Source organism: Amycolatopsis sp. NPDC058986 (assembly GCF_042741125.1).
Classification (GTDB): Bacteria; Actinomycetota; Actinomycetes; order Mycobacteriales; family Pseudonocardiaceae; genus Amycolatopsis.
On record NZ_JBHYJW010000099.1, the window covers coordinates 1 to 20400 of the forward strand.

General features: G+C 69.5%; 22 protein-coding genes. 8 read left to right on the plus strand and 14 right to left on the minus strand.

Features of this window, described 5'->3' with window-relative positions:
- Positions 1 to 28: 28 nt before the first annotated feature.
- The 3 genes from ACFW0G_RS43535 to ACFW0G_RS43545 form a co-directional block, all read right to left on the minus strand.
- Positions 29 to 1441, minus strand: coding sequence for an amidohydrolase family protein (locus tag ACFW0G_RS43535; RefSeq protein ID WP_378331436.1), 1413 nt, complete (start codon positions 1439 to 1441; stop codon positions 29 to 31).
- Positions 1442 to 1551: 110 nt separating this feature from the next.
- Entirely contained in the window at positions 1552 to 2466 is a 915-nt protein-coding gene (locus ACFW0G_RS43540) for an alpha/beta fold hydrolase (protein WP_378331437.1), read from the minus strand.
- Complete coding sequence (locus ACFW0G_RS43545; protein WP_378331438.1) at positions 2463 to 3371, minus strand: diiron oxygenase; 909 nt, start codon at positions 3369 to 3371, stop codon at positions 2463 to 2465. Before ACFW0G_RS43545 ends, ACFW0G_RS43540 begins: the two co-directional genes overlap by 4 nt.
- 63 nt (positions 3372 to 3434) lie before the next feature.
- Here ACFW0G_RS43545 and ACFW0G_RS43550 point away from each other — a divergent pair, with 63 nt between their 5' ends.
- Entirely contained in the window at positions 3435 to 4220 is a 786-nt protein-coding gene (locus ACFW0G_RS43550; RefSeq protein ID WP_378331439.1) for a TetR/AcrR family transcriptional regulator, read from the plus strand.
- 17 nt (positions 4221 to 4237) lie between these two features.
- A complete protein-coding gene (locus ACFW0G_RS43555) occupies positions 4238 to 4555 on the plus strand; it encodes a DUF4873 domain-containing protein (RefSeq protein ID WP_378331440.1) in 318 nt (105 codons plus the stop codon).
- Positions 4556 to 4762: 207 nt separating this feature from the next.
- Here the strand turns inward: ACFW0G_RS43555 and ACFW0G_RS43560 are convergent, their stop codons facing one another.
- From ACFW0G_RS43560 to ACFW0G_RS43570, 3 genes are all read right to left on the minus strand, one after another.
- Entirely contained in the window at positions 4763 to 5962 is a 1200-nt protein-coding gene (locus tag ACFW0G_RS43560; RefSeq protein ID WP_378331441.1) for a DUF418 domain-containing protein, read from the minus strand.
- A 205-nt stretch (positions 5963 to 6167) separates the two neighbouring features.
- The gene (locus ACFW0G_RS43565) at positions 6168 to 6398 is read right to left on the minus strand and encodes a DUF3107 domain-containing protein (protein WP_378331442.1); all 231 of its coding nucleotides are present in this window, start codon (positions 6396 to 6398) and stop codon (positions 6168 to 6170) included.
- A gap of 118 nt (positions 6399 to 6516) precedes the next feature.
- A complete protein-coding gene (locus ACFW0G_RS43570; protein WP_378331443.1) occupies positions 6517 to 7170 on the minus strand; it encodes a ferritin-like fold-containing protein in 654 nt (217 codons plus the stop codon).
- 446 nt (positions 7171 to 7616) lie between these two features.
- Here ACFW0G_RS43570 and ACFW0G_RS43575 point away from each other — a divergent pair, with 446 nt between their 5' ends.
- Together ACFW0G_RS43575 and ACFW0G_RS43580 are read left to right on the plus strand one after the other, a co-directional pair.
- Positions 7617 to 9308, plus strand: coding sequence for a DEAD/DEAH box helicase (locus ACFW0G_RS43575; RefSeq protein WP_378331444.1), 1692 nt, complete (start codon positions 7617 to 7619; stop codon positions 9306 to 9308).
- A gap of 36 nt (positions 9309 to 9344) precedes the next feature.
- Complete coding sequence (locus tag ACFW0G_RS43580; protein ID WP_378331445.1) at positions 9345 to 10676, plus strand: hypothetical protein; 1332 nt, start codon at positions 9345 to 9347, stop codon at positions 10674 to 10676.
- 172 nt (positions 10677 to 10848) lie between these two features.
- Here ACFW0G_RS43580 and ACFW0G_RS43585 read toward each other — a convergent pair whose 3' ends face one another.
- The 6 genes from ACFW0G_RS43585 to ACFW0G_RS43610 all read right to left on the minus strand — a co-directional run bounded on the left by ACFW0G_RS43585 (position 10849) and on the right by ACFW0G_RS43610 (position 14590).
- Positions 10849 to 11268 (minus strand): hypothetical protein, encoded by a 420-nt coding sequence (locus ACFW0G_RS43585; RefSeq protein ID WP_378331446.1) that lies wholly within the window; start codon positions 11266 to 11268, stop codon positions 10849 to 10851.
- Between the two features lie 43 nt (positions 11269 to 11311).
- Entirely contained in the window at positions 11312 to 12178 is an 867-nt protein-coding gene (locus tag ACFW0G_RS43590; RefSeq protein WP_378331457.1) for a RecB family exonuclease, read from the minus strand.
- A gap of 77 nt (positions 12179 to 12255) precedes the next feature.
- Entirely contained in the window at positions 12256 to 12882 is a 627-nt protein-coding gene (locus ACFW0G_RS43595) for a MarC family protein (RefSeq protein ID WP_378331447.1), read from the minus strand.
- 3 nt (positions 12883 to 12885) lie between these two features.
- Positions 12886 to 13749 (minus strand): PHP domain-containing protein, encoded by an 864-nt coding sequence (locus ACFW0G_RS43600; RefSeq protein WP_378331448.1) that lies wholly within the window; start codon positions 13747 to 13749, stop codon positions 12886 to 12888.
- Positions 13750 to 13835: 86 nt separating this feature from the next.
- A complete protein-coding gene (locus ACFW0G_RS43605; RefSeq protein ID WP_378331449.1) occupies positions 13836 to 14396 on the minus strand; it encodes a PH domain-containing protein in 561 nt (186 codons plus the stop codon).
- 20 nt (positions 14397 to 14416) lie between these two features.
- Positions 14417 to 14590 carry a hypothetical protein gene (locus ACFW0G_RS43610; RefSeq protein ID WP_378331450.1) on the minus strand — a complete coding sequence of 58 codons (174 nt, stop codon included), beginning with the start codon at positions 14588 to 14590 and terminating at the stop codon, positions 14417 to 14419.
- 185 nt (positions 14591 to 14775) lie between these two features.
- Between ACFW0G_RS43610 and ACFW0G_RS43615 the strand changes: the two genes are divergently transcribed.
- The gene (locus ACFW0G_RS43615) at positions 14776 to 15189 is read left to right on the plus strand and encodes an NUDIX hydrolase (protein ID WP_378331451.1); all 414 of its coding nucleotides are present in this window, start codon (positions 14776 to 14778) and stop codon (positions 15187 to 15189) included.
- A 291-nt stretch (positions 15190 to 15480) separates the two neighbouring features.
- On the opposite strand, the gene ACFW0G_RS43620 is transcribed toward ACFW0G_RS43615, so the two are convergent.
- Together ACFW0G_RS43620 and ACFW0G_RS43625 are read right to left on the minus strand one after the other, a co-directional pair.
- Positions 15481 to 16593, minus strand: a complete 1113-nt coding sequence (locus ACFW0G_RS43620) for a DUF2332 domain-containing protein (protein WP_378331452.1) — start codon at positions 16591 to 16593, stop codon at positions 15481 to 15483.
- Between the two features lie 13 nt (positions 16594 to 16606).
- A complete protein-coding gene (locus ACFW0G_RS43625) occupies positions 16607 to 17110 on the minus strand; it encodes a MaoC family dehydratase (protein ID WP_378331453.1) in 504 nt (167 codons plus the stop codon).
- 342 nt (positions 17111 to 17452) lie between these two features.
- Here ACFW0G_RS43625 and corA point away from each other — a divergent pair, with 342 nt between their 5' ends.
- The 3 genes from corA (at position 17453) to ACFW0G_RS43640 (ending at position 20298) form a co-directional block, all read left to right on the plus strand.
- Positions 17453 to 18541 carry a magnesium/cobalt transporter CorA gene (gene corA / locus ACFW0G_RS43630; RefSeq protein WP_378331454.1) on the plus strand — a complete coding sequence of 363 codons (1089 nt, stop codon included), beginning with the start codon at positions 17453 to 17455 and terminating at the stop codon, positions 18539 to 18541.
- 184 nt (positions 18542 to 18725) lie between these two features.
- The gene (locus ACFW0G_RS43635; protein ID WP_378331455.1) at positions 18726 to 19376 is read left to right on the plus strand and encodes a metallophosphoesterase; all 651 of its coding nucleotides are present in this window, start codon (positions 18726 to 18728) and stop codon (positions 19374 to 19376) included.
- Positions 19377 to 19452: 76 nt separating this feature from the next.
- Entirely contained in the window at positions 19453 to 20298 is an 846-nt protein-coding gene (locus tag ACFW0G_RS43640) for a chromosome partitioning protein ParB (protein ID WP_378331456.1), read from the plus strand.
- Positions 20299 to 20400: the final 102 nt, after the last annotated feature.

A 20400-nucleotide genomic window follows, 5' to 3' on the forward strand; every position in this document is an offset into this window, starting at 1 on the left:
CTTCTTCGTCCTCCTCTTTATTTTTTTATTAGCTAGTGGTTGCGCGGTGCGCGGGGGCCGCCGGGGGGTGGGGGTGGGGGGGGGGGGGGGGCCCCCCCCCCCCCCGGCCGTCGCGCTTGAGCGCCTTTCCGTCGACGAACACCCACTGCACGTTCGCGGGCTGGGTGTTGTAGACGACCTGGTTGACCCAGTCGACCCGCGGCGCGAAGTTGACCTGCTGGGCGTCGATCACCTGCAGGTCCGCCTTCTTGCCCGGGGTCAGCGAGCCGATCTCACCGTCGAGGCCCAGCGCCTGGGCGCCGCCGAGCGTGGCCATCCGCAGCACGTCGGACACCACCGGGTAGACCGACGGATCGGTGGCCACGGCGCGCTGCAGGTTCACCGCCGCGCGCATGACGTTGAACATGTCGCTGGTGTCGTTCGTGCCGCCGTCCAGCCCGAGCCCGACCTTCATCCCGCGCCGGTGCATCTCGGGCAGCCGGATGATCCCGGACGCGAGCCGCTGGTTCGACAACGGGTTGTGCGCGACCCGCACGTCGGCCTTGGCCAGTTCGTCGAGGTCGGCGTCGGTCGCGTGGATGACGTGGTCGGCGACCAGCCCCGGCCGCAGCGCGTCCGCCTTGCGCAGCGCCTCCATCTGCCCGGTCGCCGGATCCGCCTTGGACTCCAGCAGATGCACGTTGAGCGGGACGCCGAGTTCGCGCGCGAGCTTGGCCGACGCGTCGAGATTGCCGAAGTTGTCCAGCGCCGGATGCGACCCGACCTGCAGGTGCGCCAACGGGTTCGGCTCGATGAACTCCCGATTCGCCGCGCGGACGGCGTCCTGCAGCGCCGGGTCCGAGCCCGCGTCGTAGGCGAACACGAACCGGATCTTCGAGTCGGCGAGCGCGCGGAGATTCCCCCAGGCGAAGGGCTTGTTGAAGGTGTGCGACCAGTCCGTGACCGTGGTGATCCCGGTCCCGATCACGTCCATAGTGGACAGACGAACACCGGCGTAGCCGTCGGCCTCGGTGATCGGCTTGCTGTAGAGCGGCAGCACGCACTTGCCGAGCCAGCCGTTGAGTTCCTTGTCCCCCGCACAGCCGCGGATCAGCGACTGCCACAGGTGGTTGTGCATGTCGACGAACCCGGGCAGGACGATCTTGCCGCGCCCGTCCACGACGCGCGCGCCGCCGGTGTCGAGGTTCTTGCCGACGGCCTTGATCCGGTCGCCTTCGAGCAGGACGTCGGCGTCGGAAAGCTGCCCGAGCGGGCCTTCACCGGCCTTCGGGTCCATGGTCAGCACCATCGAGGCGCCGCGGACGACGACGCGGCCGGTGCCGTCGAAGGCGTCCGCCGCTGCCGGATCGGTGGTACCCCGGCCGAGGCCCACCAGCAGGGCTCCGCCGAGGACGAGCGCCAAGGTCAGGACGAATACGCCGAACGCGGGTCTTTGCCGCATCGTGATCACTCCCCAGGTCTGCCGACGAGACGGAGGATCACGCTAGCGATACGCGCCGTTACCGGGAAGGTCCCGGATCCCCCTGTGGACCCGGGACCTGCCCGTTCACGTCATCCGGTCCGGACGGCCGACCGGATCAGGGCATTGACGCGGTAGGCCACTTCGCCCGCCCGCTCCTGCGGGAGCATGTGCCCGGCACCCGGGTAGCGGACGAACTCCGCGTCCGGCAAGGCATCCGCGATGACCTTCGCGTGCGGCAGCGGGCACAGCCGGTCCTTCTCGCCCGCGAGCACCGCGACCGGGATGTCCCGCAGCGCGCCGAGCCCGACCCGGCCCTCGTGCCGCGCGATCGCGTCGATGAACTCGCCGACGCTCGCCGGATGCGCGCACAACATCTGCTCGGCCACGCTGCGGACCTCCGCGCGGCGCGGCCGGTCCCCGAACACGAGGACCCGCGCGGCGGACCGCACCATGCTCCCCGACAGCCGGAAGTTCTCCGCCCGCATCCGCGCGAGGAACTTCGCGACGCGCGGTTCGAGCCGGGTCACCCCGCGCCCGGCGAGGCCGGGCAGCCCGAGTGTCAGCTGGTCCATCTGCCCCGAGGACGTCGCCACGAACGCGGCCGCGGCCACCCGCGAGGACACCAGCTCCGGATGCCGCTCGGCGAGCGCCATGAGCGTCATCCCGCCCATCGAGTGCCCGGCAAGCACGAGCGGACCGGTCGGCACCCGGTCGGCGATGAGCTCGGCGAGGTCGTCGGCGAGCCGCTCGATCCGTGCCGTACCCGGCTTCGCGTGGGCCGATCCGCCGTGGCCGCGCAGGTCGTAGCGCAGGATCCGGATCGCCGGGTCCAGCTGCGGCAGCACGAAGTCCCAGGTCCGATGGTCCTGGGTCCAGCCATGCACGAGGACGAGGGTGGCGGCGGAGTCGGCCGGTCCGCACGTTTCGAGGTGCAGCGCGGTGCCGTCACCGGTGACGAACCGGTGCGCGCGGGCCGGGTCCCGCAGCCGCTCGGCGGTGGTCATCGGCCCGCCGGGAGCAGGAAGGACTTGTGCCAGAAGTACATCCCCGGCGCGCCGACCAGCCCGGACTCGTCGAGGAACGGCATGATCTTCTCCCCCGCCCAGGCGATCGTGTTCTGCCAGTTCGGGTTGTTCAGCGCCGCCTCGACACCGTCGCGCGGACGGATGCCGATGGCCTTGTAGATGTTGGGGTTGATGAACGCCCTCGTCACGAAGTACGAGATCAGCGCGATGATGAACTGCTGGTAGACGCGCTCGCCGCGGGACAGCTTCGCCATACCACGCGTGACCTCTTCGCGGGCGAACGTGACGTGCCGCGCCTCTTCGAGGACGTGGATGCGGTTCACCATCCGTACCAGGGGCTGGATGCCCTCGTCGTTCATCTGCTCGCGCTGGAGCCGGTCGAGGACCTCCTCGGCGACCAGGATCGCGCCGTAGCGCGCGGGCCCGTAGGAGATCGTCGGCATCAGCTTGGCGAGGCGGCGCAGCCACGGCACCGGGCCGTAGGTCGGGACGCCGAGCCGCGCCGACATCCGCGCGAACATCGTGGAGTGCCGGCATTCGTCGGCGATCTCGGTGAGCGCGAACTGCGCGTGCGAGGTCGTCGGGTCCTGCTCGTAGACCTCCTTGAGCAGCATCTGCATCAGCAGGATCTCGAACCACAGCCCGGTGGTCGCGACGCTGGCGATCTCGTGCTTGCCCAGCTCGATCCGCTGTTCCGGGGTCAGCCGGTCCCAGATTTCGGTCCCGTACAGGGACGAACGCTCCTCGGGGATGTATCGCTTACCCTCGACCAGTGGCGCATCCCAGTCGATGTCCACCTCGGGGTCGTAGAACTTGTTCGCCGACGACTTGAGCAGCCGGTCCGCGGTCTTTTCGCGGCCGGGATCCTTGAGCGTCCGCGTCATTGCGACACACCCCTTTCGTGACGCAGGTTTCTGTAACCACTAGTAACAGTTACCTCTGGTAGCATGACGACCGTGATCGAACGTGTCAAGCGCTCCAGCAAGCACTCCAGCAAGCGCGCCCCCGCCGGGGAGGCCGACACCGGGGACGCCCGGCGCGACCGCTGGCGCAAGCACCGGATCGCCCGCCGGGCGGAGTTCGTGGAAGCGGCGCTCCGCGCGCTGGACAAACACGGCCCCGAGCTGGGCATGGAGGACGTCGCCGCCGAAGCGGGCGTCACGAAACCCGTGCTGTACCGGCATTTCGACGACAAGGCCGACCTCTACGTCGCCCTCGGCCAGCGCGGCACCGAGATCCTGCTGGGACGCCTGATCCCGGCCATCAACGCCGAGCTCGCGCCGGTCCCGCGCATCCGGATGGCGCTCGACGCGTTCTTCACCGTCATCGAGGAACACCCGAACCTGTACCGCTTGCTCGCACGCGGCGCGACGCAGGAGAAGGCGGGCGACTCCGACGTCGTCGCCGAGGACAAGGAACTCATCGCGACCGCGCTGTCGGCACTGCTCGGCGACTACATGCGGATGTTCAACATGGACTCCGGCGCGGCCGAGCCGTGGGCGTACGGAATCGTCGGCATGGTCCAGAACACCGGTGAATGGTGGCTGGACCGGCAGTCCATGGGCCGCGACTCGGTCGTCGAGTACCTGACGCAGATCATCTGGGCCGCGATCGACGGCCTGACCCGCCAGCACGGCGTGATCATCGACCCGAACGTGCCGCTCGAGGCGAACAAGGTCATCCAGATGAGCAGGGCCAAGCAGGAATCCGCAGCCGACAGCGACGCCGGCTGACCCCCACGGAGGATCACATGAGCGAGCACGACGAAGACGGCTACAACGGCGAGGCCACCTTGGTCGTCGACGGCACCGAACTCGCGGTGAAGGTCGATCTGCGGGGCTACTTCCAGCCGATCGACGGCTACTACCGCTGGTACGGCCGGATCGCCGCCGACGAGAAGCTCACCGAGCTGGCGGGCGGCAAGAAGAAGACGGTCGAGATCCGCGCGGGCGAGCGCAGCGCGTCCGGTGAGATCTCCGACCCCGACCCGTGGGGCCGCTACCGGATCATGGGCACCAGCACACCGCCCTTCCACGTGCCCACCAGCCTGGCGGAACTCAACGCCTGAGCGCTGCCCGGAAGTGCTGAAGGACGCTTTCAGTGCGTTGAGCGCGCTGAAAGCGTCCTTCACTGCGTCCAGCGCACTAAAGGCGTCCTTCAGCACAAGCGCCGCGAGGATACCTCTGACCTGCGGAAATAGAGCAAGGGACCTTTGCTAACGTCCGTGAGCAAGCCAACGATTAGCACACTAACGAACGAGAGCAAAGGTCCCTCGCTACTGCTCCGCCCGCCGCGGCTCGGGCACGCGCCCCACCGGGACCACGTACTTCGGCCAGCTCGACAGCTTGTTCAGCAGCCACTCGAGCGGTCCGCGCCCGATCCACTTCCGCCATGCCACCGCGGCGACGACCGCGACCACGCAGAACTCGACGAAGTGCCACACGCCGAACAGGTCCTGCCCGCTCTCCGGCTCGTCCCAGATCAGCCAGATCACGACGAAGTGCAGAACGTAGGCCGAAAGCACGCGGCCCCCGAGGTCGGCCAGCGGCCACAGGACCCGGCCCAGCCACGGCATCACCAGCTGGCACAGGCCGATCACCGCCGCCGCGATCCCGATCGAGATCAGCAGGTCGAACGGGGTGTACGAGGCACCGGTCGGCACCAGCTCCCACGCCCACGTCGTGGTGGGCGGCGTGCCGTGGATCCAGGTGTCGTTGATACGGAAGAACTCCACCGGGCTCATCCCGGCCTGGGTCGCGGCGGGCTCCAGTGAGCGGTACACCGCCCGCATACCGCCGAGGACGTCGGTCGCGAGCCACGAACCGAGATAGCCGGCCGTCGCCAGCGCCGACCCGCCGAAGAACAGCCGGCGGCTGACCCGCGGCGAGGCGAGGTTCAGCCTGCCGATGGCCATCCCGGCGAAGATGTAGGCCATCAGCGTCAGCGCGGGGAAGGTGCCGGTCAGCACCAGCACCACGAAGGCGTGCATGAGCCCGGCGCTGGAGGTGAAGTCCGACCACGACGCGTCGGGCGCGAAGAAGATCAGGTCACGCGGGCGGAACTGCGAGCGCAGCACGAACGAGAGCAGCGGCGCCACCAGCGCGGTGACCACGGCCGCGATGCCGAGCGTCCTGGCACCGAACCGCAGCCACGGGATCGCGAGCAGGAAACTGGCGCCGTAGTAGGCGAGGATCACCATGTACCCGGTGTCCAGCCCGGCGATGAGCAGCCCCAGCGCGACCAGCAACGGCGCCCGCGTGGCCAGCCGCAGCGCGACCTGGGTCCGGGAGCGGCCCGTTTTCGGCCGCGTCCCGCCGGACATCAGCGCGACGGACACTCCGGCGAGCACGGCGAACAACGCCGCCGAATGCCCTTCGAACGGCTTGAAGAGCACCGCGAAGCCGCCGTCGTTGGGGTTCGGCCCGATGTGCACCGCGTACATGCCGAGCACTGCGAGGCCACGGGCGACGTCCACGCCGGTGAGCCGACCGGCCGATCCGCCGCGGGGGGCACGACCGGCCGGCTCGAGGAATTCCCGGTTCCGGGAAGGAACCGTCCGCACCACAGTGACGCCGTCCACCTTCTCTCTCGGCTCGTCCCCGCCGTCCCCTCCGAAGAGGGTGACGATCAAGCCTGAGAGCTAGCTGAGATCAGGCGGTGACGCCACAGTGACGAGAGCGTCAGTCCGCGACGCCGAAGCCGACCTTGCGCACGTCGGACGGCGCGATCTCGACATAGGCGATCCGGTCGGACGGCACGATGTACTTGCGGCCCTTCTCGTCGTTGAGGCGGAAGAGCCCGTCCCCTGCAGTCAGGGCCTCGGCGACCAGCTTCTCCACCTCTTCGGGAGACTGGCCACTGGACACCACCAGCTCGCGCGGGGTGTCCTTGATGCCGATCTTGACCTCCACGTGGGACCTCCGCTGGAAATTCGTAAGGGATATACCCGGCAAGGCTAACCGAACCGCGTCCTCGCGGTGCCGCGCGTCCACCCGGAACGACGCGGCCGAGTCCTGGTACCGCACCGCGTCAGCCCAGGCCGAGCGCCTGCATGCGCTTGGTATGCCCCTGCTGTAACCGGCGGAACAACGCGGCGATTCCCGACAGGTCACCGGATCCGCTGATGATCAGCTCGGCGAGACCGTCCCGCTCGGCGACGACGTACTGGGCCTGCGTGAGCGCCTCGCCGAGCAGTCGCCTGCCCCACAGCGCGAGCTTGTCCCGCGTCTTCGGATCGGCCTCGATCCCGGCGGCGACTTCGCGCTCGGCGAACGCCGAATGCCCGGTGTCGGCCAGCACGGTCAGCACGAGGTCCTTGGTCTCCGGGTCGAGCCAGTGCGCGATCTCGCGGTAGAGGTCGGCGGCGAGGCCGTCCCCGACGTAGGCCTTGACGAGCGATTCGAGCCACGACTTGGGCGGCGTCGAGGCGTGCCAGTCGTCGATGTGGTTCACGAACGGCGTCATCGCGTCTTCGATGGCGACGCCGTGCGCGGACAGATGCGCCGACAGCAGGTCGTAGTGACCGATTTCGGCGGCCGCCATGGCCGCCAGCTTGGCCCGGCCGGCCAGCGTCGGGGCGCTGCGCGCGTCCTCCGCCATCCGATCGAACGCGGAAAGTTCGAGATAGGCGATCACGCCGAGGAGGTCGACGACGCCTTCGCTGATCTGTTTGGCCTCGGTCACGGCGACGAGGGTATCGCCGACGGGGCTCCGGGCGCCGCGAAGAGACCGATCCCACGTCGGCTCGCCGCGGCGGGTACTGTTGTAAAACTGCTGACCAGGTATGCTGACAGCGATATCGACTAGACTTCCGCACACCGATGCGGCGTCCCCGCCACGACGCGGCCCCGAGGCCGCCGGCGGCCGGGCGCTCTCACGAGCGGGAACGGCGAGCCGGGTGGTACGTCCACTCGAGCCGCCAGGGAAAAGGTGAATCCCAGGGTTCATCGACGTACTGAAATGTGCGTGCACGCCTCTAGCGGCATTCCCGTGCAGGACCGGCTCCGGCGCCGAACGCGCGGAGCGAGCCGCGTTTCGCATGGTCGAGTGTCGGACGGACTTCAGGGCTGTGCGCGCTGGTCACGAGAGAGGCGATCACCCTGACCGCACAGAAATCCACAACCGAAGACATGCCCGCCGCGGTCGCGCTGGAACACAGCGAGACTGGCCCCGCCGCGCTCGACACGTCGCATCCGCTGCAGGCGGGCGCCCCGGTCGAGCCGGAGGCCCCGACCTTCGCGTCCTTCGGCGTCAAGCCGGAGATCGTGAAGGCCCTGGGCGAGGCAGGCATCGAGCGCACCTTCGCGATCCAGGCGCTCACCCTGCCGCTCGCCATGGCGGGCGACGACCTGATCGGCCAGGCCCGCACCGGCATGGGCAAGACGCTGGGCTTCGGCGTCCCGCTGCTGCACCGCGTGCAGGTCCCCGGCGACGGCACCCCGCAGGTGCTGGTCGTCGTCCCGACCCGCGAGCTGTGCATCCAGGTCGCCAACGACCTCAAGGGCGCGGGCAAGCACCTCGGCATCCGCACGCTGGCCATCTACGGCGGCCGTCCGTACGAGCCGCAGATCGCGGCGCTGCGCAAGGGCGTCGACGTCGTCATCGGCACACCCGGCCGCCTGCTGGACCTGGCCGAGCAGCAGCACCTGGTGCTGGGCAAGGTCCGCGGCCTGGTGCTCGACGAGGCCGACGAGATGCTCGACCTCGGCTTCCTGCCCGACATCGAGCGCATCCTGCGGATGGTCCCGGACGAGCGGCAGACGATGCTGTTCTCGGCGACCATGCCCGGCCCGATCATCACCCTGGCGCGGACGTTCCTGCGGCAGCCGACGCACATCCGCGCCGAGGAGAACGACGCCGGCGCGGTCCACGAACGCACCACGCAGTTCGTCTACCGGGCGCACTCGATGGACAAGCCCGAGGTCATCGCCCGCATCCTGCAGGCGGCCGACCGCGGCCTCACGATGATCTTCAGCCGCACCAAGCGCACCGCGCAGAAAGTGGCCGACGACCTGGTCGAGCGCGGGTTCGCCGCGGCGGCGGTGCACGGCGACCTCGGCCAGGGCGCCCGTGAGCAGGCGCTGCGCGCGTTCCGCTCCGGCAAGGTCGACGTGCTGGTCGCCACCGACGTCGCCGCCCGCGGCATCGACATCGACGACGTCACGCACGTGATCAACTACCAGTGCCCGGAGGACGAGAAGACCTACGTCCACCGGATCGGCCGGACCGGCCGCGCCGGGCGCACCGGTGTCGCGGTCACCCTCGTCGACTGGGACGAGGAGCCGCGCTGGAAGCTGATCTCCGACACCCTCGGCCTCGACATGCCGGAGCCGGTGGAGACGTACTCGTCCTCGACGCACCTGTTCGCCGACCTGGGCATCCCGGAGGGCACCACCGGCAGGCTGCCGCTGGCCAAGCGCACCCGCGCCGGCCTTGCCGCCGAGGAGGAAGAGGACCTGGGCGGCAAGCGCCGCGGCCCGCGCGGCCGTGGCCGCGACACCGTCTCGGAGGACGCTCCGCGCAAGCGCACCCGCGCCCCGCGCAAGCGGACCAGGGGCGGCGCTCGCGCGGCCGAGGCGATCGAAGCCGCGGACTCCGCGAAGGCCGAGGGCGGCACCGACACGGTGTCCGCCGAGTCGGGTGAATCCACGCGTGCCCGCTCGCGGCGGCGTACCCGGGGCGGCACGAAGCCGAACCCGGAGGCCACCGGCCCCGTGGAGAAGGACGCCGGCGAGAACGCCGAACGTCCCGCGCGGCGGCGGCGTCGGCGGAAGCCTGCCACGGCAGCCAACACGTCTGATACACCTGCGTCGGCAGACTGACCGCGATACCGCGCCGACAGTGGGGAGCCAGGTCTCGTGAGCGAGCGCTCGGACGGCGCGCCGGAGCACGACCCGGCGCCCGCCTACGGTGACGAGGACGTGCTGACGCCGTCCGAGCCCGAGAACACTCCGAAGCACCAGGCACCCACCAGGGCGCGGCGTTCCCCGTGGAATCGCCGCCGGGACAAGCTGGTCGCGGCCGCGATCGTCGTCGTGGTCGCGGCCGCCGGTCTGGTCGTGGCGGTGACCAGCGACAGCGCGGCGACCGACCGCTCGACCGCCGCGCCGTCCCCGGCGCTGCCGAAGGCGCCCGCCGCGGTGCCCGGGTCGCTCACCGAGCTGTGGCAGGCCCGCAGCGGCGCGACCCCGGTGCCGGTGGGCGAGAGCAACACCGTCGTCACCGCGGACGGCAACGCCGTGGACGGCCGTGATCCGCTGACCGGGCAGGTGCGCTGGCACTACACGCGGACGAACCTGTCGCTGTGCACCGCCGGGGCGGCGTGGGGCCGGGTGAACGCCGTGTTCAGCAAGAGCCTCGGCTGCAGCGAGGTCACCCAGCTCGACCCGGCGACCGGGCGGATCACCGCGCAGCGCAACGGCGACGCCGAACTCGGCACGCAGCTGGTCAGCGACGGCTCGCACGTCACCACCACCGGCAAGAAGCTGCTCGACACCTGGCGCGACGACCTGGTCAAGGACATGGAGTACGGCCAGGTCCCGGCCATGGTCAACCACGACAAGCAGCCCCGCGTCGGCTGCACGTACGGCACGGTGGCGGCCGCCGCGAGCAAGATCGGCGTCATCGAACGCTGCCCCGGCGACCCCGCCGACCGCCTCACCGTCTACAAGGCGAAAGCCGAGCACGAGGACGAGCCGCAGACCACCTACAGCGTGGTCGTCGCCGGGAAGCGGGCACGGCTGGTGGCGATGTCCGGCGATTACGCCGCCGTCGCGCTGCCCGACCAGAAGCTGCTGGTCATCTACGGACCGGACGGCACCCAGCGCACCGCGTACCCGCTGGACCTGCCCGCGGGCGACCTCGCGCAGGACCCGCCCGGCGGCGTCGAGCAGACCACCCGGACGGCCGAGGCCCTGTACTGGTTCACCGGCTCGAAGACCATCGCCCTGTCCCGCGACGACCTCGCCCCACGCTGGTCACTGGACGGCACCCGCGGGCCCGGGATCACCTACGCGAGCCAGCTGGTCGTGCCCATCAAGGGCGGCCTCGCCGTGCTGAACGAGGCCAACGGCTCGACGATCCGCACCGTCGGCGTCGACCGCCGCGGCTACACCGGCCCGGTGCGGCTCACCGCCCTCGGCCCCGTGCTGCTGGAACAACGCGGCGACCTCCTCGCCGCCCTGCGCTAGCTCCCTCCCTCGCCTTTCCCGGGTGCCCAACCACGCCGGGAACGAGAGCAGGGGACCTTTACTCACGCCGCGCGGGAGCGGGGGACCTTTGCTCTCACTTGGTTAGCGTCGCTCAGTAAACGAGAGCAAAGGTCCCCTGCTCTCGTTGCCCAGGTGAGAGGGCCGGACGAGGTCAGTTGAGCCAGAAGAGGATGAGCGTGGCGGCGACGACGGCCAGGACGCCGACGCCCGCGAGACCGGCAACGAGCCCGTTGCGGCGATCGGCCACCCGCTGCCCCAGCACAGCGAGCAGGGCGGCGACGGGATGGCCGGCCAGCATCGGCACGGCCGGACCGGGCGCGCCGGTGAACAGGCAGACACCCGCGACGGCCAGCACGCCGAGCGCGAGTACCACGAGCCCGGCCGCGAGCGAGCCGGTGAGCCCACGCCACCATCGGCCGGATTCCTTGCCACGGCCGCCGTCGCCACCAGCAGCAGCAAGGCCAGCGTCCTCGGCGTCGTCGCGCGGCGGCGGCTCCGCCCGTGGGGACTCCGTCTCCGGGCCGACGGGCAGCGGCGCGCTCGTCAGTTCCTCGGTGTCGGGGGACGCCACGTTCTCGTCTGTCCAATCCTGGTCGGTTCGGGGGAAGGCCGGGTCAGGGCGCCAGCAGATCCCACGGCTGCGCGGCGGGGGCCGCTTCCTGGCCCACAGCGCAGCTGGGCCGGAAATCGCACCACGCACAACGCCGGTCGGGCCGCGCGGGGAACAGGACGTCACCGTCTCCGCCCGCGTCCAGGGTATCCGTCGCGAGCCGCAGATCCCCGGCAGTCTCCCCGGCGCGTTCCAGATGCCGACGCAGGCTGTCCCCGGTGTGCTCGGCGGCCGCGACCGTTCCCGTCGGCAGGTGGTGCAGCTCGACCTTGGTGCACGGCATGCGCAATGTCCGCGACGCGGCAACCGCGTACATCGCCAGTGCCTGCGACGCGCGCGCCTCGTACTCGTCGGGTTCGCGGCGACCGGTCTTGTAGTCGACGATCACCAGCTCGCCGCCGCGCTGATCGATCCGGTCCGCCCTGCCCTCGATGATCATCGTCGGCCTGCTGCTGCCTTCTTCGGTGCTCACCGGCGCGGAAACCCAGCGTTCCAGGCCGATCGGATCGTCGCTGACGTCGTGATCCTCGACGTACTCGGCGACCCAGCCCTTCGCCCGCGCGCGGTACCGCGCGGCCTGCTCCTGATCGGCGAAGCCCGCGTCCTTCCAGTGCTCGGCGACCAGCGCGACCGCGCGCTGCGGCGTCCGCTTCGCCACCGGCAGGTCGAACAGGGCCCGCAACGCGTTGTGCACCACCGCGCCCAGGGTGCTGTGCGCCCAGGGACCGGTGCGCTGCGGCGCCGGCCGCTCCAGGTACGTCATCCGGTAGCGGCGGGGACAGTCCTCGAACGTCGCCAGCCGCGCCGGGGACACCTTGGTCAGCCGTTGCGGCTGCTCGACACCGAAATCGAAACCCAGTTGCTCTTTCACGCCACCCCATTCGCTCCGACCGGTGTCCACGCTACGCACCACCACCGACACTTTCCGGCGCGGGTGCGTGACCGGCCTCAGCCGCCCGCGATGAACCCGCGGACCGAGTTGGCGACCAGTTCGACGGCGATCGCGGCCAGCAGCAGACCGGCGATCTTGGCCAGCAGGGTGATGCCGCTTTCCTTGATCAGCCGGATGACCACGCCGGAGAAACGCATGCAGGTGTAGAGCACGAAGTGCACGGCGACGATCGCGAGTGCCAGCGCGACATACGCACCGACATGGCCATCGGCCTGTCGCACGAAGACGATGGTCGCGGCGATCGCGCCCGGTCCCGCCAGCAGTGGCGTGCCCAGCGGGACGAGCGCGACGTTGACGTCCTCGACGGCCTCGGGTTCCTGATTGCTCTTGCTGGTCAGCAGCTGCAACGCGATCAGCAGCAGAAGCAGCCCGCCCGCGCCCTGCAGCGCCGGGATGCCGATGCCGAGGTACGACAGGATCGCCTGCCCCGCCACCGCGAAGAGCGAAATCACCAGCAGCGAGACGAGCACTGCCTGTCGTGCGGCCCGCGCGCGGACCGCCATCGGCTTGCGGCCGACGAGACTCAGGAACACCGGCACCGTTCCGGGCGGGTCCATGATGACGATCAACGTGATCGTCGCGCTCATGAACAGCTTCGCGTCGAAGAAGGCCGCCACGTTCATGTGTCAGCCCACCACGACCGCGGCGCCGGTCGCTCGCGCCACCAAATCCTCCAGCTGAATCGGGTCGGTCGTCTCCTGGCCGAGCGCGATCGTCTTGTTCGTGCCGTGGTAGTCGCTCGATCCGGTGCGCACGAGGTCCAGCTCCCCCGCGAGCCCGAAGAGCTGCTTGCGGGCACGGTCGTCGTGGTTCGGGTGATCGACCTCGACGCCGGTGAGGCCGCGCGCCGCGAGTGTCGCCAGCGCCTCCTCGTCGATCGTCCAGCCCCGGGTGTGCGCGAACGGATGCGCGACGACCGTGACGCCACCCGCCGCCGCGATCATGTCGATCGCCTCCTCGACGGGCGTGTCGTGCCGGGCGAGGTAGTAGCCGCGGCCGGCGCCCAGATACTCCGCGAACGCCTGGTCGACACTGGTGACCAGACCGGCGCGCACCAGCGCCTGCGCCAGATGCGGGCGCCCGGCGGGCACGTCGGGGGCCAGCCGCCCGAAGATCTCGTCGGCGTCGACCGGGAGGCCGTCGGCGGCCATCCGCTCGGCCATCACCCGCAGCCGCATCCGCCGTTCGGCACGCAGCCGCGTCTGCTCGGCGACCAGCGCGGGCGCCGTCGGATCGAAGAGGTAGGCCAGCAGGTGCACACTGATCTCGCGCCCCGTCCCCGGCTCGGCCCAGATCGTGGAGAGTTCCGCGCCCGGCACGAGTTTCAGCCCCGGCGGGACAGCGGCGGCGGCCTCGGCCCAGCCCGCCGTGGTGTCGTGATCGGTGATCGCGACGACGTCGAGACCGGACCGCACGGCGGCCGCGACCAGCTCGGCCGGGGTGTCGGTACCGTCGGAAGCGGTGGAGTGGGCGTGCAGATCGATGCGCATCGCGTCCATTCTCGACGATGCGCTACGTCACAGCGACTCCGGGCAGCCCAGCCCGGAGCACGCTCTACCGCTGAGGGCGCATCGGCTCAGCCGACCGCCTTCTTCCCGCGTGCGGCGCGCTGCGCCTTGATCATGGAGAAGCGCTCGGCCTGCTTCTGCTTGTCCCCGAAGACCAGTTCGGAGATCGTGTCGTAGAACTCCTCCGGCCGCGGGAGGTAGTCGATCCGGTTCAGCGCCTGGATCTGTCCGGCGGACTCGACGATCATCGTGCCGTAGCCCATCATCCGGCCGTTCCAGGTGCGTTCGTAGGTGAGGTCGGTGACCTTGCTGATCGGCATCATCAGCACCTTCGTGGTGAACACCCCGGTCGTCATGACGAACCGTTTGTCGGTGACCACCAGCCGCTCGACCCACCACTCCATCACCACGTAGGCGAAGCGGAGGACGACGAGCAGGGCGACGTACCAGAGGATGTTCTGCACCACCCACAGCGACGGCGGCAGCAGATACGACACCAGCACGCAGATGGCCAGCAACGCGGCCGCCTCGAAGGTGTCCCAGGTCAGCACGGCCCAATGCCGGCGGATCCGGATGACCCGCCGCTCGGTGTCGAGTAGGTACTCGTCGGGGTCGCGTGGGGCGAACATACGTCGAGGGTATCCGCCGGCTAGCCCTTGAAGACGTTGCTGACGAAGGTAATCACCGATTCGGCAGAGCTGCGGAGGAAGTCGATGATGTTGCCAACGAGACCTGCGGCCTGGCCAGGCTGTGCGATCACGAAGAACAACACAAGCGCGACACCTGCGAGAATCGCAATCTTTTTCACGTTCACCGCGATCAATCCCGTCTCTTACGGCGACAACCGGTCTGTCAAAATCCTGACGTTCTACGTTGTACCGCACTGAACACCCACACGGGAGGAAAGTCCCGCGCTTGGGTCAGTGGGCCGTCGGAAGTGTACCGCACGGCTACTCTCCGTGTACAGAAGCGGCCTGGAGCTGGGGATTCGCGGCTAGGCTGACCGGTATGGACGACTCTCCGCGCGGTTCGATCCGCTCCGTCGGCGCGATCCTGCACGACGGCGAGGGCCGGTTGTTGCTGGTCCAGCGCGCGCACGAGCCGGGCGCGGGACTGTGGACGCTGCCCGGCGGCAAGGTGGAGGCCGGCGAGACGGACGAGCAAGCCCTGGTGCGCGAACTGCGGGAAGAAACCAACCTCGACGTCACTCTGCGTACCCGTGTCGGTTCGGTGGTCAGGGGCCGGTACGACATCCACGACTACGCCTGCAAGATCATCGGCGGGACCCTCGAACCCGGCGACGATGCCGCCGACGCCCGCTGGGTCGACGCCAGCGAGTTCGCGTCACTCGATGCCGCGAACCAGCTCACCGAAGCCCTTTTCGTCACCTTGCGTGATTGGGGTGTTCTTCCTCGCAATTGACCGGGCCGCCCACGATGCGAGAGCAAGGGACCTTTGCTAACGCTCCCGAGCATGCCAACGATTAGCGCGCTAACCAACGCAAGCAAAGGTCCCTCGCTCCCCCTCCCCAGGCCGAGGCGGGGCCGGAAATGCCGTTAAGGCCACCTTGCGGCGTCTGACGCCCGCAAGGTGGCCTTAACGGCATCCTCGGGAGGTGAGGGGGCTGCCTCGGCTGGGGTGAGGCTGGGCACGTCGCGAACGGCTCGTTCGGGACCCCTATGCCGTGAAGGAAACTCGTACGCGGAGCGTGCACTACACCGGCAGCCAGGTCATGCGTTGTCCGTGCGGCGCCGTGCGCGCCAGGGCCTGGGCGTCCGGCTTCCCGCCTTCCCAGCGGACGACGCCGAGCACGCACAGCCCGCCGCTCCCGTCCGCGTCGCGCGCGAGGTCGTCACGGCCGGGCAGGACCGCCTCCAGGCCGACGCCGTACGCCTCCTCGCTGACCCACCACACCGGCCGTCGCTCGGCCAGCGCCGCCAGTGCCTCCACGAACGCGGCGCGCCGGGGGCCGAGGTACGCCAGCGCGTGACTCGTCAGCACCACCAGCGGCAACGCATCGGGCAACCGCGAAGCGGCCGCGTCGAGGTCGTCGACAGCGTCGCCGGCCACCAGCTCCGGCGTGTGCCGCGCCTGTTCCGCGGCAGCCGTGCGCAGCAGGCGCAACCGGTCCGGCTGATCGGCCCACACGCAGGCTTCCAGCCAGGCCAGCTCCTCCTCGTCCCGCAGGTCCACCGGCGCCCGGTCGAGCCCCGCCCGCGCGCCGATCGTCAGCTTCTTCGGCAGTTTCGGGAGCACCGCGCCCGGCGCGACGTCGATCGCGCAGTGCAGGCCGACCGCGGCCTTCGCCGGGCCCGCGACGAGCTGCTCACCGCCGTCGCACTGGTACCGGTAGGCGAACCGGTCGAGACCGAGCAGGAGCCCGGCGCTGCAGCCGACTTCCAGCAACGCGAACCGCTTCGCTTCCTTCGCCACCTGCGCGAGCGCCGGGTAGAGCAGCGCCGCGCGCCGCACTTCGTTCGTCTGTGTGAACCGGGTCCCGATGATCTCCCGGGCGCGCTCGGCCCGCTCCAGGAGAAAAGAACGGAACAGCGGCCAGGTGTCCGCGTCGACGCCGTCGAACCCGCCCACCGACGGGTAGTAGCGCGACAACGGATGGATCGGGTCGGCCTGGACGAGCCGGTGCGCGGTCGCCAGGAGCAGCGTCCCGCGCGCCTCGCCGCCCCGCGCGTCGGTCAGCAGCCCCGCGACGTCGTCGTCCTCGGCCGCCTGCGTGGCGAGGTGGTCGTAGAGCGGTGAGACGCCGCGTGCCTCGACTTCCGCGAAAGTGCGGAGTCTCCGCTTGATCTCGTCCAGGGCGATCCCCATCGGGACTCCTCGCTCATTCGTGGGGCACGGGGCGGCCGGGCTGTTCCCCGCCGCGGGTGTCCCCGTAGGACCGCTTCGGCACCATCACCTTGCGCCGGAAGACGCACACGATCGTCCCGTCCTGTTTGTACCCGCGTGTCTCGACGTACACCACGCCGCGGTCGTCCTTCGACTTCGACGGCGTCTTGTCGAGCACCTCGGTTTCGCCGTAGATGGTGTCGCCGTGAAACGTCGGCTTGACGTGTTTGAGCGATTCGACCTCGAGGTTCGCGATCGCCTTGCCGGAAACGTCCGGAACCGACATGCCGAGCAGCAGCGAGTAGATGTAGTTGCCGACCACGACGTTCTTGCCGAAGTCGGTGGTCTCTTCGGCGTAGTGCGCGTCCATGTGCAGCGGATGGTGGTTCATGGTGATGAGGCAGAACAGGTGGTCGTCGTACTCGGTGACCGTCTTCCCCGGCCAGTGCTTGTAGACCGCACCGACCTCGAATTCCTCGTAATAACGCCCGAACTGCACCCGACGTCCTCCTGTCCGCGTAACGCCCCATGAGCCTGGTACGACACGTATTCGTGGTGAGGAGTACCCTCAACCATTGGTGTTCGCGCGTCAACGCGAGCCCTGCCACTCTCCGCGTCTCACGACAGCGCCGGCCCGAAGGAGGTGAGGGAACCCCATGAGTAGTAGTGGCGATAGTCCGCTTCCTAGTAGTCGCAGCGTTCCCCCTTCGATGACCGGCCTGCTCTCTTCCCGCTAGGCCAGGCAACACCCCGGGAACGCTGGTGAACGCCGGACGGACACGAGTCCGCCAGGCACGTCGTCTTCGCGCACGAACACGCACGACGCAGCCCAGGAGATCCCATGCCTGCCATTCCCTCGCTCGGCGGCCTTCGCGGCCGCGGTGACGACCGCGCCAAGGGCACACCGGTACGCGCGCTGCCGGTGCCGTTGTCGGCGTACGTCGTCGACTGCGCCGTATACGTCGACGGCCGCCGCCTGCCAGGCCGCTGGACGCACTCCGAGGCGATCAAAGAGGTCCGCAAACGCCACGAGGGTTTCGTCTGGATCGGGCTGCACGAGCCGGACGCCGAGCAGATCCAGGGTGTCGCGGACACGTTCGGGCTGCACGAGCTGGCCGTCGAGGACGCGCTGGAGGCGCATCAGCGGCCGAAGCTGGAGCGCTACGACGACTCGCTGTTCATGGTGTTCAAGACCGTGCGGTACGTCGAGCACGAGTCGCCGACCACCGCGAACGAGATCGTCGAGACCGGCGAGCTGATGCTCTTCCTCGGCCGGGACTTCGTGGTCACCGTGCGGCACGGGAACCACTCCGGGCTGGCCAGGCTGCGCCGCGAGCTGGACGAGGACCCGGAGCAGCTCGCGCTCGGGCCCGCCGCCGTCGTGCACGCGATCGCCGACCAGGTCGTCGACCACTACCTCGAGGTCACGACGCGGATCGAGTCCGACATCGACGAGATCGAGGCGCAGGTGTTCGCGCCGCGCTCGCAGGTCAGCGCCGAACAGATCTACCTGATGAAGCGGGAAGTGCTCGAACTCCGCCGCGCGGTGCTGCCGCTGGCCACGCCGGTGCAGCGGCTCTCGGAGGGCTACACGCGGCTGGTGCCGGACGAGGTCCGCTCGTATTTCCGCGACGTCGCCGACCACCTCGCGACGGTCTCGGAGCGGGTGTCCGCGTTCGACGAACTGCTGAGCACCCTGGTCGACGCGACCGTCGCGAAAATCTCGCTGCAGCAGAACACGGACATGCGCAAGATCACCGCGTGGGCGGCGATCATCACCGTCCCGACGATGATCGCCGGGATCTACGGCATGAACTTCGACTTCATGCCGGAACTGCACTGGAAGTTCGGCTATCCGCTGATCTTCGGCGTCATCGTCGCCATCTGCCTGATGCTGTACCGAATATTCCGGAAGAACGACTGGTTGTAGCTCCCTCCCCGACCCCGTCTTTCCCCCGGTAGCAGTAGGAGGCTTTCCCATGTCCCGCATCCTGACCAACCTCAAGTTCTGGGCGCTCGTGCTGTGCCTCAGCTGGCTCGTCGTCATCACCACGATCATCGTGACCCACCCCGAGGCCGCGATGAAGTGAGCTCGGGAGCCGTACCCTGAGCGCATGCCGAAAGCGCTGGTCGTCGCGGACGAGGTGGACGAGCGGCTGTGGACCGACGCGGTCCGCGCCTGCTCGGTCGACCTCGTCATCGGCGCCGGCGACCTGCCCTACGAGTACCTCGAGTTCCTGGCGGGCGCGCTCGATGCGCCCTGCGTGTTCGTCCCGGGCAACCACGACCCGGATCTGAGCGGCTACACCCGATACGGCGGACTGTCCATGAAGGACGGTTTCCCGGCGGCGTGGCCCGGCCCGGCAGGCGGGATCAACGCCGACGGGCGCGTCGTGGACGTCGCCGGGCTCCGGTTCGCGGGGCTCGGCGGGTCCGTCCGCTACAACGACGGTCCGAACCAGTGGACGCAACGGCAGCAGGCACGCCGCGCGCGGCGGGTTGTCCGGCGGGCCGGGTGGCGGCGGCGCCGCGACGGCCGGGGCGTCGACATCCTGCTGACCCACGCGCCGCCCCGGGATCTCGGCGACCGGCCGGATCTTCCGCACCACGGGTTCGACTGTCTGCATAGGACGGTCGAGCGGTTACGGCCGAAGTGGTTGCTGCACGGGCACATCCATCCGCACGGCGCACCGGTCCCGGACCGGCGGCTGGGCGAAACCCGCGTTCGCAACGTGGTGGGCCACCAGATCATGGAGTTTTCATGAGCGAAGCTTGCGAGCGAATCATCGATATCATGCGCCATAAGGAATTGGACACTGTCTCGCGGAGCGAGGCGATCGCATGAACAACAGGGGCACCGGTTTTCCGAGGGCCGACGCGGAGCACGACTTCCTGCGCGCACGGCGGCGGCAGGTGCTGTCACGGCTGGCGAAGTGGTTGCGTGGCGAGCCCGACGACGTGAACATCATGTTGCCGTTCAACGAAGTCGTGGACGCGCTCGGCTACCTCAGCGAGCGGCGGATCGGGCTGCGGGTGATCTCGCTGGACTCGATCGTCGGCAGTGTCGACCGCGGCCGCGATTTCGACCGGCGCTTCCGGCCGACGTCGGGGCGGGTCCGGGAACGCTGGGAACGGCTCGCGCTGGCCGCGCGGCGGGGCGAGGAGATCCCGCCGATCGAGGTGTACCGCGTGGGCGAGCTGCACTTCATCATCGACGGGCACCACCGGGTTTCCGTCGCACACGCGCAGGGACTGTCCACAATAGAGGCTCAGGTCATCGTGGTGCGGACGAAGCTCGACCCGAGCGGAATCCGCTTCCGCGGCGATCTGATCGTCAAGGACTACCGGCGGCTGTTCCTCGAACGCGTCCCGCTGACCGGGCACGCCCGCGCGTCGGTGATCGTGTCGGACCCGTGGGACTACGCGCTGCTCGGCGAGCACGTCGAGGCGTGGGGTTTCCGGCTGATGCAGGACGAAGGCCGCTACTGCGACCGGGCGAGCGTCGCGCAGCGCTGGTTCGACGAGGAGTTCGTGCCGGTGGTCGGGATGCTGCGGCAGGCCGACATGATCGGCACACGCACCGACGCCGAGGCCTACATGTGGGTGGCGAGCGAACGCTACCGGCTCATCCGCACGCACCGCTGGGACGACGACGTCATCGAAGCGGTACGGGCCCGGAAGCGCTGAGGACGAACGCCCCAATGGGGATTTTTCATCCTGGTTTGTGCTGGTGGGGTGGGGTTGACGGGGTGGGGTAATGGTCAGGTTGTGGTGTCGCGGACGTGCTGT